The organism is Stutzerimonas nitrititolerans, assembly GCF_003696285.1.
Taxonomy (GTDB): Bacteria; Pseudomonadota; Gammaproteobacteria; order Pseudomonadales; family Pseudomonadaceae; genus Stutzerimonas; species Stutzerimonas nitrititolerans.
This window is the reverse complement of the sequence record NZ_RFFL01000011.1, coordinates 117922-130520: the sequence shown is the minus strand read 5'-3', so window position 1 is coordinate 130520 and position 12599 is coordinate 117922. Positions and strand designations below refer to the sequence as shown.

Genomic DNA, 12599 nt, shown 5'->3' with positions numbered 1-12599 from the left:
AGCCAAGTCAGGTGTTTGCGAACCGCACATCTATCATGCGCCGCGGTCATGCCGGCGCAAGCCCTGCGAACAGTGGCTCCAGGGATAAGCGTTGGCGCGCTGCCTCGTATTCGGCATTCACCGCACTCTCACCTGCGACCAGCCCTTCCAGATACACGAACTGAACGTCGAACAAACCGATGGTGCTCAGTACATGGCGCAGATACACCGTCAGAAAATCAGGCTGGCGAGCACGCGCGCCGCGATGGAAACCGCCGGAGCTGACGATCACATAAACGGGACGGTCTGCCAGCAGCCCGACTTTGCCATCGGGCGTGGCTGCGAAGGTGCGGCCGATCCGGACGACATGATCGATCCAGAGTTTGAGTGCCGCCGGTAGCGTGAAATTGTGCATGGGCGTGGCGATCAGCAGCGCGTCGCTGCGCTCGAGCTCACCAATCAGGCTTTCTGACAAGGTGAAGATCGGATCGGTATCCGGAGTTCGACGGGTAAGCGCGTCGGCGTAGCTGTCACCCAGTGGAGCAAGCGCGACACGCCCAAGATCCCGCCGCGTCACGATCAGATTGGGGCGGCGAATGCGCAGAACATCGACCAGCTCGTTCGCCAGCTGATAACCCACGGACGCGTCCGGGCGTGGGCTCGCATTGATCAACAAGACTTCATCCATGGCGCGCGTCCTCGCTCTGCAATGGCTGAACGAAGTGCATGCCCTTGGCAAGCAGGCCTTCGCGAAAATAGAACCGTTGCGCGAGCGGCATGTGCAGTCCGGTATCGAGTACCAGATGCGCGCTTCCCTCGCGTGCGGCCTCTCTCCGTACCGAGTCCAGTAGCTGCGCCCCAACGCCGTTCTGGCGCCACGCTTGTGCAACCACCAGATCGTCTACATAGACGAACCGGCCGTAGAGCAGATTCTCCAGCGTACGAAAGCCCGCCAGGCCGATCAGTTCGGTGCCAAACCATGCCCCGAGCATTCGATAATGCTGCTCGAACTGGCGCGCCATCTGAGCGAGGAATGCCGCACGCTCTGTCATGTGCGGCCTGAGTTCACGCATCAGTTCGAACGCGTCGTGCAGGTCGGCTTCCTCCGTCAGGTGGCGAAAGGTTGGCGCTGTCTTCATGGTCGATGCCTTCAACGAAATGGACCTTCACCATAGGTCGATGACCGCTCCGGCCACAGAGCCAAGAACGACGAAAATGCATGGGCCATCGCGGCGTGCGGCGGCTCGATCAGCTGCGCGACGAGACAACCGATCACCGTGCGCGCTTCTCCGACCGATACACCCGCTTGCGCTACTATCCGACAGCCAACTCCAGGAGGTCACGATGTCAGGTCGCGAAATGCCGGATCGCGCGAATGCCGTCCCTGTTTTCCGCCAACTGTACGTGCGCTACCGCGACGCCATCAGCTCCGGCCAGTTGAAGCCGGGCGATCGGGTGCCATCGGTGCGGGCGTTGGCGTCCGAACTGAATCTGGCACGAGGCACGGTGGAAGCGGCGTATCAGCTGCTGATCGGCGAAGGTTATCTGGAGACTCGCGGACCGGCGGGTACGATCGTGTGCCCACAGCTCTCGACACCGACATCCAGTATTCCACCGGCCCCGCCTGCGCCTGCCGCATACAACGGGATTCATACAGGCCGCGCGCCGCTGTCTTTGCAGATGGGCCTGCCGGCCCTCGATGCCTTTCCGCGCAAGACCTGGACGCGACTCGCCAGCCGTGTGATTCAACAAGGCGGCCTGGACGGAATGATCTACCCCAACCCGCAAGGCGATGAGGCGCTGCGCGTGGCACTCACCCGCTATCTCGCCATTTCCCGCGGGATCGCCTGCACGCCTGATCAGGTGTTCATTTGCGCAGGTTATCGTGCCTGTCTGGAGCTGATCTCGCGCAGCGTGCTGAAGGCGGGTGACCGAGGCTGGTTCGAAGACCCAGGCTACTTTCTGGCCAGGCGATTTTTCGAGGAAACGCACACGCGGCTCGTTCCTGTTCCGGTGGATGAGCAAGGGCTGTGCGTGGATGTCGGTGTCGAGCGTGCGCCCGACGCGCGTTTTGCGGTCGTCACGCCATCGCACCAGAGCCCTTTGGGCGTCTCCCTGTCCCTGCCCCGCCGGCAGGCACTATTGGCCTGGGCAAGCGATCAGCGCAGCTGGATCATCGAGGATGACTATGACAGCGAGTACCGCTACGTCGGGCGTCCACTGCCGGCCTTGAAGAGTCTCGATACGCAAGGACGCGTGCTCTACACGGGAACGTTCAGCAAAGTGCTGATACCCGGTCTGCGTCTAGCCTATCTCGTGGTGCCGAATGAGCAGGTCGCGCATTTCGCGAGAATGGCCGACGCCTTGCAGAACCATTGTCCGCAACTGCTGCAACGCACCACCGCAACGTTCATCGAAGAAGGCCATTTCGCTCGTCATCTGAAAAGGATGCGCAGCCTGTACGCCCACCGTCGAACTCTGTTGAGCGATGCCCTGACTGCGAGGCTCGGCGAACGCATGCAACTGGAGCTGCGAGCCGGTGGCATGCACGTGCTGGCCGGCCTGGCAGACGGACTGGAGGACAGCGCCATTGCCGATCGCGCATCCCGCGCCGGGCTGGCGTTGCAGGCACTGTCGGAATGGTATCAGGACGCGCCTGCGCGTCAGGGGTTGCTGATGGGGTTCACCAATGTGAAGGATGCGGACTCGGCGGCGGACATCGCCGAGCGCATCGCCGGACTGCTTGACTGATAGCTGCCTGCCGTATGGAGAACAAAGCGGACGCTGCGCACGTGTTCGGTCCGTTGCGTCCGCTCGGCTCGACCTTCAGTGAAGGTCGGCCTTGTCCAGTCCATAAAGCTTGTCTGCCGACCCCGGTACCGCCTGAAACGCCACGCTCAGCCGATTCCAGCCGTTGATGGAAATGACCAGGAAGGACAGATCGACGAGCTCCACATCGGACAGCTGTTCGCGCACGCTGTTGTAGATCTCGTCAGGTACACCGTGCGACCCAAGCCGGGTCAATGCTTCGGTCCATTCCAGCGCCGCACGCTCGCGAGCCGAGAACAGCGTCGACTCACGCCAGACCGTCACGTGGTGCAAACGCAACTCACGCTCCCCGTGAATCCTGGCTTCCTTGACATGCATGTCCACGCAGAACGCACAGCCATTGATCTGCGAGGCCCGCAGCGTGACGAGATGCCCCACCTCGGCGAGAAACGGCTTCTTGTTCAGCAGCTGCGTCAGCTCGATGTACTTGCCGGCGGCGTCAGGGGATAGCTTGTAGTAGTCAAGACGTTGGGACATGGCGTTTCTTCCTATTGGCGTGGGTTACACCGGCGCGGTTACGCAAGCGGTACGCACACTCTATCGCTACCATGTCCAGCCGAAAGGGCCAAAAAACACATTCTCCACTAGGCCATCGATGGCTAAGCAAAGCGCCGAGTGACTGCCATCACGCCTTCGCTACTTCACCGCCCGCCGCAGCGTGAAGGCGCCGCGCAGGTCTCCGACTTCGAAGCCGCGGGCCTGGTCCTCGGGGTAATACTGGTCGATCAGGGCAGCCAGCTCGGGTTCGACCGCGTGGCCATGGCAGGCCAGGCAGGCTTCCGCGGTGGGAATGGCTTTCATGAGACGCAACTCGCCATCCACCCGCTCGGCGTATCGCATCTGCTCCAACTGTTCACCGGCCGCAGCGCGCTGCCGGAATTGCTCCAGCACCTTACGTTCCCAGGCATCGGGGGCATTATCCGGGTTGCGCACGCGCAAGGCGGTGCGCCCGATCTGCCAGCTCCCGCCGCTGTGCTCGTGGGTGATCTGCGGCGCCAGCTCCTGGCAAGCCTGCACGGCCCTTTGCGGGCCGCCGCTGTCCCTGGCGGCTTTCACCGTAGCCATCAGTTGCTGCTGGAAAGGCGCGATCAACGCCATGCCCTGGGCAACCAGCGGATCGGTGGATTCGGCCTGGGCAGACAGGCTCAAGGCCAGACAGCAGGCGAGCGACAGACGACGCAATGCAGACTCCTTGGCAGCCAGGCTGGCTGCCGGCGATCGAAGGTATCGATAAGTTCGGTTCAGGCGGCCAACTCGCTATGCAGGCGCGTGCCGTGCAGCAGGTTGTCGACCAGGGGGCAACGGCGTTCCACTTCCCTAAGGAATTCAAGCTTCTGCTCCTGGTTCAGATCGGCATCGATCTCCACCCGCAACCGCACCTCTTCGAAACCCGGACGCACGGAGGCATCGCGCCCCAGCAGCCCGGCCGGATCGTAATCGGCCTCGATCTCGAAGCGCATGCCCCGCAGCACGATCTTGCGCTGATGGGCGACGAAGCGGCCGATGGTGCCGAAACAGCCACCCAGCGCCGCCAGAACCAGCTCTAGCGGGCTGGGCCCGGTATCGGTACCCAATGCGCTACGCGGCTGGTCGATAAACACCTGGTGGTTGCCGCAGGTCATGTCGATGGCAAAACCCGCACCCATGCTGCCTTGAACGCCGATGGTCTTCATGTGTCACTCCTTACCTTGCGAAGAAAGCTTCAGGAACACTTGCAGGAGCTGATACCCAGCAACCGGTAGGCCGGGCAGAACCGGAAGAGACCTGTGGCCAGCGGCACCACGCCGAGCCAGCCCCACCAGCCAATCACCCCGAACAGGCTGAGGACGATGAGAAACAGGCCTGCAGCGATGCGCAGGCTGCGATCCAGGGTGCCAATGTTTGCTTTCATGCCGATCTCCTCGATCAAAGGGCGCGCCTGCTTTCCAGCGCGCTGAACAGTCCCATGCCGGCCAGCATCGCCAGCACGAACAGAAATGCCTGCCAGTACCCCGCCAACAGCAGCGACAGCGCCGGTGCCGGACAGATACCCGCGATGCCCCAGCCGATGCCGAACAACAGGCTGCCACCGACCAGCCGGCGATCCGGCCTGCGCCTGAGCGGCAGTTGCATGAGAGCGCCGAGGAGCGAGCGCTGCTGCCTGCGGGCCCACTGCATGGGCACAATCGCCACGGCAATGGCGCCAGCCATGACCAGCCCCAGCGAAGGGTCCCATCTGCCGAACAGATCCAGGAAACCCAGCACCTTGGCCGGATCGCCCATGCCGGCCAGCAACAGCCCCATGCTGAAGATCAGCCCCGCGGCGAACGCCGTCAGCTTGCGCATGCTCAGCTCCCCAGCAGGTGACGCATGACGTAGACGGTGGCAACACCGCTGGCGATGAAACTCGAGGTCGCGATCAGCGAGCGCAGCGAGAGCAGTGACATCCCGCAGACGCCATGGCCGCTGGTGCAGCCGGAGCCGTAACGCGTGCCGATGCCGACCAACAGGCCAGCCAGCATCAGGCCGGGCAACCCGACCTGGAATTCAGCCTGCGGCCAGTCGCCGAACGCTCGCCACAGCAGTGGCGCCAGGACAAGCCCCGTCAGGAAAAGTCCCTTCTCCGCCCACCCTTCGCTACCGGGCCGCAAGAGGCCGGCCAGCAGTCCGCTGACCCCGGCGATACGGCCGTTGACAACGACGAACAGGCTGGCAGCCAGGCCGATCAGCACGCCGCCGGCCAGGGATGTCCAGGGTGTGAAGCTCGGCCAGTCGATATTCATTTGCCCTGCTCCGCGCAGAACAGCTGATACAGGGTGTTGATCACCGCCAGTGCCGCCGGGCTGTCGATCCGGTAGAAGATCTGCTTGCCTTCCCGGCGCGTCGCCACCAGCCCTTCCCGGCGCAAAACGCCCAGTTGCTGGGACAGTGTCGGTTGCTGAATGCCCAGCAGCGTTTCCAGCTCACTGACGCTGCGCTCGCCTTCGACCAACTGGCACAGCAACAGCAGGCGATCCGGATTACCCAACGCTTTCAGAAGCTGACCTGCAGCATCGGCATTGGCCCGCAGCTGCTGTATGTCCGATTGCTTCACGTATTCACCTCGGTAGATTTCGCGAAAGATATTATATTTTTTAATATTATGTCTGCAAGCATATTATTTGCCGAAGCATGACCACACTCACAGCCGATCCTGATCGAGCGGACCGGCTTGCAAATCAAGTTAGCGCTGATGCAAGTTGCTTCCAGCTGCGCCCGCGTACGGCAAGCAGCCTCGCTGCGGCAGTGTTTTCTCGCAGCGCCTGACCGACATCAAGCAATGCCCCGCAGCAGGAGTTTCCAACGATGAATAGCCCCGACGCGGAACGGAAGAACTGGTTCGACCAGGGCGGGCAGGCCTACGCGCGCTTCCGGCCCGAATACCCGCCGGCGCTCGCGGCCTACCTGGCCTCGCTGGTGCCCGACACGGCGCTGGCAGTCGATGTCGGCTGCGGCAACGGGCAACTGAGCAAACTCCTTGCCTCGCATTTCGAGGCGGTGGCCGGGTTCGACCCAAGCGAGGATCAGATCGCCCACGCCGCACCGCAGGAGAACGTCGTCTATGGTTGCGCTCCGGCGGAAGAGCTGCCCCTCCCGAGCCGCAGCGCCAGCCTGATCACCGCCGCCCAGGCGGCGCACTGGTTCGACTTGCCCAGGTTCTATGCCGAAGTACGCCGGGTAGCGGCACCGGACGCGATACTGGCGCTGGTCAGCTATGGCGTGCTGCGCCTCGGCGGCGAGCTGGGCACCCGTTTCGAGCAGTTCTACTGGGACGAGATCGGTCCGTACTGGCCCGCCGAGCGCAAGCTGGTGGACAGCGGCTACTCGACCATCGACTTCCCCTTTTCCGAGCTGCAAGGTCCTCCAATAGCCATTGAGCTGGAGTGGCGCCTCGAAGAGTTCCTCGGCTACCTCTCGACCTGGTCGGCGGTGCGCAGCGCCAGGGAAGCCGGGCGCGAGGATCTGCTGCATCGATTCGCCGCAGACATCGCCGAGCCATGGGGCGACCCCACGACCCGACACTCGATCACCTGGCCCATCAACATGAGGATTGGACGCGCATGAGCAACCCATCCCCCGCAACCCGTGCCACACGTGAACAAATCGAGCGCTGCCCTGCACAAATCTTCTAACCTTCCAGGTCCCGACCCGCTAAGGTCTGCATTGGCCTTGATACTCCCACCGGAATGCCCCTTGAACGCTCGCAACTGGATCGACCTTGCTCAGGATGCCGACACCGGTATCGAGTCGATCCGCGCGCATTTCCGGGGGCATGCCTATGATCCGCACTGGCACGACAGCTTCCTGGTGGGCGTGACCGAACAAGGTGTGCAGCAGTTCCACTGTCGACGGATGAAGCATGTGAGCACACCGGGCAAGGCCATCCTGCTCGAACCGGGTGAGCTCCATGACGGCCACGCGCCGACGGAGGACGGCTTCACCTACTCGATGCTCTACCTCGATCCGCGATGGCTCGAGCGCGAGCTGCACGCATTGTTCGAGCATGCGCCGGCCGACAGCCAGCCGAGCTTCGCCGACACCCTGAGCACCGATCGATACCTGTCGGGGGCCATCTTCCGCGCGTTCCACGCCTTGCACGCGCGCGAGCTGCGCATCGTGCGACAGAGCGCCATCGACGATCTGCTCGCCACCATGACCGGCCACCTGCACTGGCGCAAACGTGCCAACCCGGACCCGCGCCTGCCACTGGTGGCGCAGATCGCGCGGGACTACCTGCATGCACATTTCGCCCAGGACATCGGCCTGGACGAGCTTGCGGCGGTTTGCGCGGTGGACCGCTTTCGTCTCAGCCGCGCCTTCAAGAGCGCCTTCGGCCTGGCGCCCCATGCCTACCTGATCCAGCTGCGCCTGGCCAAAGCGCGTCAGCAACTCGCACGAGGCGACAGCCCTGCGGATGTCGCCTGTGCCCTGGGGTTCGCCGACCAGAGCCATCTGGGCCGCTGGTTTCGCCGCGCCTACCAACTCACCCCCGCCGACTACCGCCGACGCTGCTCAAAACTTCCAGACTGAACCAGCAACAGTGACCGAGCATGGCTTTCCATCGAGGAGAACCATGCCATGCCTGACAACCATCCACATAACAGCCGGAGGGACTGAACCATGCAGTCCCTGCTGCCCTTTCTCATCTTCGCCTTCGTCGCCAGCATCACGCCGGGGCCGACGAACATACTCGTCCTCGGCCACGGCGCGCGCTTCGGCCTGCGTGCAACCCTGCCGCTGGTGCTCGGCGCCAGCCTGGCCGCCGCGCTGATCGTACTGCTGGTGGGTCTCGGCCTGGGCGAGGCGCTGCAGCGCTACCCGCGCGTGCAGCAGGCGATGAGCCTGCTCGGCGCGCTATGGCTGAGCTGGCTGGCCTGGCAACTGCTGCGCAGCGCGGCGCAATCCTTCGAGACAGCTTCGGCAACGCATCGCGAGCTGGGACCGCTGGGCGCGGCGCTGCTGCAACTGGTCAACCCCAAGGTATGGATGATGGCCGTCGCGGTGGTCAGCGTGTTCGCTGCGGGCTCTGCGGACAAGGCCGTACGGGTCGCGGAGCTGTCGTTCGTCTTCCTGCTCATGACGCTGCCCTGCATGAGCGTCTGGGCGCTGCTCGGTGCGGGCAGCGCGCGTCTCCTGCAATCACCGCAACGGGTGCGGCGCTTCAATCAGCTGCTGGCGATACTGCTGCTGGCTTCGACCTGGCTGGCGTTGTTGCTCTAGAAGCCCAAGCTGCCTTTAATCGACTCAGCGCCTTTCGTGCGCAGCTCCTTGCAGAAGGTTCGCCGGTAATCCGAAGGCGTAGTGCCCAGTTGTGCAGCGAATTGCTGGCGCAGCGAAAGCGACGTTCCGAAACCTACCTCCGATGCGATGCAGTCGATCGGCATGTCAGTGGTTTCCAGGAGTTGCTGTGCCCGCGCTACACGTTCGGCGTTGAGCCATCTGATGAAGGTCGTGCCCGTGGTTTCGCGAAAGCGACGGGTGAAGGTGCGACGGCTCATGCTGGCCACATCGGCCAGCGTGTCGAGCGACAAGGGTTCGGCCAGATGTTCCCGCGCCCACTCCAGCACGCCGGGCAGCCGGCTTTCGCTCGGCAGCTGCGGAACAGGCTGTTCGATGTACTGCGCCTGCCCGCCTTGCCGGTGCGGGGGCGTAACCAGCAGCCTGGCCAGCCGATTCGCCACGTCGGCTCCATGTCGCTGACGCAGCAGGTGCAGGCAACAGTCGATGGCTGCGACCGTACCGGCCGAGGTGACGATGTTGTCGTCGGCAACGTAGAGCACGTCCGGGCGGAAGTGGCTGCTGGGGAAGCGCCGCGCGAACAGGTCGCGCGCCACCCAATGCGTGGTGGCTTCGCGGCCATCCAGCAGACCGGCATCGCCCAACACGAAAGCGCCCAGGCACAAGCCGACGACCAGCGCGCCCTGCGCATGACACCGGCGCAAGGCCGCGGTCAGTTCGGCCGGCGCGTGCAGGCTGGGATCGCTCCATGCCGGCACGATGACGATATCGGCACGCGCCATCGCCTCCAGCCCATCGGACACTTCGATCATCACGCCTTGTTCGCTACGGATCTGGCCCGGCTTTGCAGCGCAATAGCGCACTTCGTAATGCGGCAGGTCCGGTGCATCCTTGGCTGCGCCAAAGACCATTCCGGGCACGGAGAGGTGGAACAGGCTCACGCCATCGAACGCCAGGACGGCAACGCGAAGCATGGACATAGACGATCCGTCTTAGAAAAAAAGTTGGCCTGAAAATATCCATGACTACCATTCAGGTCAAACCGCGTAGCCAAGCGGTATCGCCGACGGGTGCTTTCCCGACCTGCGGATCGTGCACAGATCGGGGAAGCCAACGGATGGCTCAAACCGTCAGATAGGCTTGTGTCGAAATCACATTGGCGTAGCCGAACTTCAGTGCAGCCATCATGGCCGCATGCACCTGGGCTGCCGGAACCTGTACGCCCTCAAACTCCAGGTCGAGCGTCGCGCAGGCATCGTGCAGCACGGTCACCGAATAACCCAGATCCGCCGCGGCACGAACGCCGGCATCGACGCACATGTGGCTCATCGCGCCGACGATCACCACTTCCTCGATGCTCCGCTCGTCTAGCAGCTGCTGGAGTTCCGTTTCACGGAACGAGTTGGGGTAGTTCTTGACGATGAGGGCTTCGCCATCCTGCGGGGCGACAGCCGGCTGGATATCCACGTTGGGAGTGCCCGGGACGAAAACCGGCATTTCTCCATGAGCGAATTCATGGCGGACGTGAATGACCGGAACGCCCTTGGCGCGGGAATCGGCAATCACCTTCACCGCGTTGGCGACGGCGGCCTCGATACCGGTCAGCGGTAGATTGCCCGTCGGCAGATATTCGTTCTGCAGGTCGATTACGACCAATGCACGCTTGCTCATTACTGGCTCCTTGACGATGGTGTATGGGGGAACGCGACCATCATCGGCCAACGTGGCGCTTGTTGCGAAGTGGCGAGATCGACATCTTCAAGGGCTGTATCGACACATGTCGGATAGAAACATCATTGAGATAGGGATTCTGCTTTATCCCGCTGCGCAACTGGCGACGGTACTGGGCCTGACCGATCTGTTCGTTTTCGCACAACGAATCACCAGCGAGCGAGGGGTGCCAGACACGCCGCCCCTGCGCATCAGTCAGTGGCAAATGCAAAGCCCCTACGAATCCCCGGTGCGCATTCAAGATTCGCTTCCTGGCACGAATACCAGGCCCGCCGTGCTGATTCTTCCTCCCAGCCTGGAAGAACCGATTTCCACCAGCGCAGCCGCGCCGTACAGGGAATGGCTGCAGGCGCAGCATCGCGACGGGACCACGCTCGCATCCGTGTGTGCCGGCGCATTCCTGCTCGGCGAAACAGGCTTGCTGTCCGGTCGCACGATCACTACGCATTGGCTTTACGTGGAGAAATTCACGGAGCGCTTCCCCGGCGTGCAGCTCGATGTCGATCAGCTCATCATCGACACCGACGACATCATCACCGCTGGCGGCGTCATGGCCTGGATCGACCTGGGATTGCGCCTGGTGGACCGCTACCTGGGCGCTACGGTGATGATCGACACTGCCCAGATGCTTCTCGTCGATCCGCCCGGACGCCAGCAGCGCTACTACAGCGCCTTCGCGCCGCGGCTGGCTCATGGCGACCAGGCCGTGCTGGCCGTTCAGCACTGGCTGCAAGAGACGGGCGCCAGACAGGTCGTCCTGGCCGATCTGGCGCAACGTGCCAGCATGGAGGTGCGCACCTTTCTGCGCCGCTTCCAGAAAGCTACCGGCATGACCACCACCGAATACTGCCAGCGCCTGCGCGTGGGCCGCGCCCGGGAAATGCTGCAGGCGAGCCAGCTACCCATCGAGCGAATCGCCTGGGAGGTCGGCTATGGTGACCCCGGAGCGTTCCGCAAGGTGTTCACAGGCATCGTCGGACTCACACCTAGCGAATACCGACGACGTTTCAGCGCGGTTTCATAGACAGGCTTGGCGCAGCCCCGTCAAAGAATGGCCCGTTTTTATCCACGATTGTCTTTTGGGCCGCTATTGCTTCTTCCCTCCCGCTCCCACAATGCGCTCCTTCGAAACGAACCAGGAGTGTTCCATGCCCTTTGCAAACATCAGTGGCTCACTGGCCTTGGCCGTCGGCCTCGCCTTCACCAGCGCATTCGCCTCGGCACAACCAGCAGACACATCGCCCACATCTGCCGAGCAGGTGCAGTTGCAGCAAATCCGCAGCGCAACGCTGAAAATCTCCTATGCCGACACGACCTTCCTGATCGACCCGATGCTCGCCAGGAAAGGCACCTATCCCGGGTTCGAGGGCACCTATCGCAGCGAGCTTCGCAACCCGCTGGTCGAGCTGCCGATGCCGGCCGAAGAGGTACTCGCCGGGGTCGATGCGGTAATCGTCACGCATACGCACCTGGATCACTGGGATGACGCTGCCCAGCAGATGTTGCCCAAGGATCTCCCGCTGTTCGTACAGAACGAGTCCGATGCCCAGATCATTCGTGGGCAAGGCTTTCGCGACGTCCGAATCCTCGAGGACCAAGTGGCGTTCGGTGGCGTCACGCTGAACAGAACCGGCGGCCAGCACGGTACCGACACGATGTTCGCCACTCCTGAACTGGCAGAGTTTCTCGGCGTTGCGATCGGCGTCGTCTTCGAGGCGCCCGGACACAAGACGCTCTACCTCGCAGGCGACACCATCTGGCGCGACGAGGTCGACCAGGCGCTGACCCGGTACAAGCCGGAAGTCGTAGTGCTGAATGCGGGTTATGCGCAAGTGACTGGCTATGACGGCGCCATCATCATGGGCAAGGAAGACGTGCTGCGCGCCGCCCAGGCGTTGCCGGAAGCAACCGTGGTAGCGACCCACATGGATGCCATCAACCACATGGGCCAAAGCCGCAGGGAGCTGCGAGTCTATGTCCAGGAAAAAGGCATCCAGGAGCGCGTCGAGATTCCAGAGGATGGGGCGCTGCTGAAGTTCTGACCGAGCTCGAGTCCAGCTTCGAGGCGAGGTTCGCCGCACTGCGTTCTTGGGCTGGGCTGGCGCGAAGGCGCTACCCTGAACGATCCCCAAGCCGCTGCCCATAAACACGAAGCCCCTGATTTCTGGCTTGGAATCAGGGGCTTCGGTTTTCATGTAGTGGCGGAGATTTGAACCCCGCCGGGAATCCTTCAGGGCCGCTGGAGGCCGCTAAAATCCATGCTTCCCGCCAACCAGGCCGGTCCATAGCGGCGTCCAGCGGCA

General features: G+C 63.0%; 17 protein-coding genes. 6 read left to right on the top strand and 11 right to left on the bottom strand.

From position 1 onward, the window contains the following. Window positions 1-46: 46 nt before the first annotated feature. Window positions 47-667 (bottom strand): FMN-dependent NADH-azoreductase, encoded by a 621-nt coding sequence (locus EA795_RS14850; RefSeq protein WP_122078146.1) that lies wholly within the window; start codon window positions 665-667, stop codon window positions 47-49. Beyond that, window positions 660-1118, bottom strand: coding sequence for a GNAT family N-acetyltransferase (locus tag EA795_RS14845; protein WP_122078145.1), 459 nt, complete (start codon window positions 1116-1118; stop codon window positions 660-662). The genes EA795_RS14850 and EA795_RS14845 overlap by 8 nt, the downstream gene beginning before the upstream one ends. Window positions 1119-1323: 205 nt before the next feature. Between EA795_RS14845 and pdxR the strand changes: the two genes are divergently transcribed. After that, window positions 1324-2730 (top strand): MocR-like pyridoxine biosynthesis transcription factor PdxR, encoded by a 1407-nt coding sequence (gene pdxR, locus EA795_RS14840; RefSeq protein ID WP_122078143.1) that lies wholly within the window; start codon window positions 1324-1326, stop codon window positions 2728-2730. A 75-nt stretch (window positions 2731-2805) separates the two neighbouring features. Here the strand turns inward: pdxR and EA795_RS14835 are convergent, their stop codons facing one another. The 7 genes from EA795_RS14835 to EA795_RS14805 form a co-directional block, all read right to left on the bottom strand. Further along, a complete protein-coding gene (locus EA795_RS14835) occupies window positions 2806-3285 on the bottom strand; it encodes a carboxymuconolactone decarboxylase family protein (protein WP_014852396.1) in 480 nt (159 codons plus the stop codon). Between the two features lie 159 nt (window positions 3286-3444). Then, complete coding sequence (locus EA795_RS14830; protein ID WP_014852395.1) at window positions 3445-3990, bottom strand: Tll0287-like domain-containing protein; 546 nt, start codon at window positions 3988-3990, stop codon at window positions 3445-3447. Window positions 3991-4049: 59 nt separating this feature from the next. After that, window positions 4050-4481: an OsmC family protein gene (locus EA795_RS14825; protein ID WP_058078202.1), complete on the bottom strand. Its 432-nt coding sequence runs from the start codon at window positions 4479-4481 to the stop codon at window positions 4050-4052. 29 nt (window positions 4482-4510) lie between these two features. Next, window positions 4511-4699: a YgaP family membrane protein gene (locus tag EA795_RS14820; RefSeq protein ID WP_043942751.1), complete on the bottom strand. Its 189-nt coding sequence runs from the start codon at window positions 4697-4699 to the stop codon at window positions 4511-4513. A gap of 14 nt (window positions 4700-4713) precedes the next feature. Further along, complete coding sequence (locus EA795_RS14815) at window positions 4714-5133, bottom strand: DUF6691 family protein (RefSeq protein ID WP_122078141.1); 420 nt, start codon at window positions 5131-5133, stop codon at window positions 4714-4716. A 2-nt stretch (window positions 5134-5135) separates the two neighbouring features. Continuing rightward, window positions 5136-5570, bottom strand: a complete 435-nt coding sequence (locus EA795_RS14810; RefSeq protein ID WP_122078140.1) for a YeeE/YedE family protein — start codon at window positions 5568-5570, stop codon at window positions 5136-5138. Beyond that, the gene (locus EA795_RS14805) at window positions 5567-5881 is read right to left on the bottom strand and encodes an ArsR/SmtB family transcription factor (protein WP_014852390.1); all 315 of its coding nucleotides are present in this window, start codon (window positions 5879-5881) and stop codon (window positions 5567-5569) included. The genes EA795_RS14810 and EA795_RS14805 overlap by 4 nt, the downstream gene beginning before the upstream one ends. Window positions 5882-6132: 251 nt before the next feature. Between EA795_RS14805 and EA795_RS14800 the strand changes: the two genes are divergently transcribed. The 3 genes from EA795_RS14800 (at window position 6133) to EA795_RS14790 (ending at window position 8547) form a co-directional block, all read left to right on the top strand. Beyond that, entirely contained in the window at window positions 6133-6891 is a 759-nt protein-coding gene (locus EA795_RS14800; RefSeq protein ID WP_122078138.1) for a class I SAM-dependent methyltransferase, read from the top strand. A gap of 129 nt (window positions 6892-7020) precedes the next feature. After that, window positions 7021-7857, top strand: a complete 837-nt coding sequence (locus tag EA795_RS14795) for an AraC family transcriptional regulator (protein WP_122078136.1) — start codon at window positions 7021-7023, stop codon at window positions 7855-7857. A gap of 90 nt (window positions 7858-7947) precedes the next feature. Continuing rightward, entirely contained in the window at window positions 7948-8547 is a 600-nt protein-coding gene (locus EA795_RS14790; RefSeq protein ID WP_122078134.1) for a LysE family translocator, read from the top strand. On the opposite strand, the gene EA795_RS14785 is transcribed toward EA795_RS14790, so the two are convergent. Both EA795_RS14785 and EA795_RS14780 read right to left on the bottom strand, forming a co-directional pair. After that, the gene (locus EA795_RS14785) at window positions 8544-9545 is read right to left on the bottom strand and encodes a GlxA family transcriptional regulator (protein ID WP_122078132.1); all 1002 of its coding nucleotides are present in this window, start codon (window positions 9543-9545) and stop codon (window positions 8544-8546) included. The genes EA795_RS14790 and EA795_RS14785 overlap by 4 nt on opposite strands. Before the next feature lie 142 nt (window positions 9546-9687). Beyond that, complete coding sequence (locus tag EA795_RS14780; RefSeq protein ID WP_122078130.1) at window positions 9688-10236, bottom strand: cysteine hydrolase family protein; 549 nt, start codon at window positions 10234-10236, stop codon at window positions 9688-9690. A 106-nt stretch (window positions 10237-10342) separates the two neighbouring features. Here EA795_RS14780 and EA795_RS14775 point away from each other — a divergent pair, with 106 nt between their 5' ends. Both EA795_RS14775 and EA795_RS14770 read left to right on the top strand, forming a co-directional pair. After that, the gene (locus tag EA795_RS14775) at window positions 10343-11320 is read left to right on the top strand and encodes a GlxA family transcriptional regulator (protein ID WP_122078128.1); all 978 of its coding nucleotides are present in this window, start codon (window positions 10343-10345) and stop codon (window positions 11318-11320) included. A gap of 124 nt (window positions 11321-11444) precedes the next feature. Further along, entirely contained in the window at window positions 11445-12338 is an 894-nt protein-coding gene (locus tag EA795_RS14770) for an MBL fold metallo-hydrolase (RefSeq protein WP_122078127.1), read from the top strand. The last annotated feature ends 261 nt before the right edge of the window (window positions 12339-12599 follow it).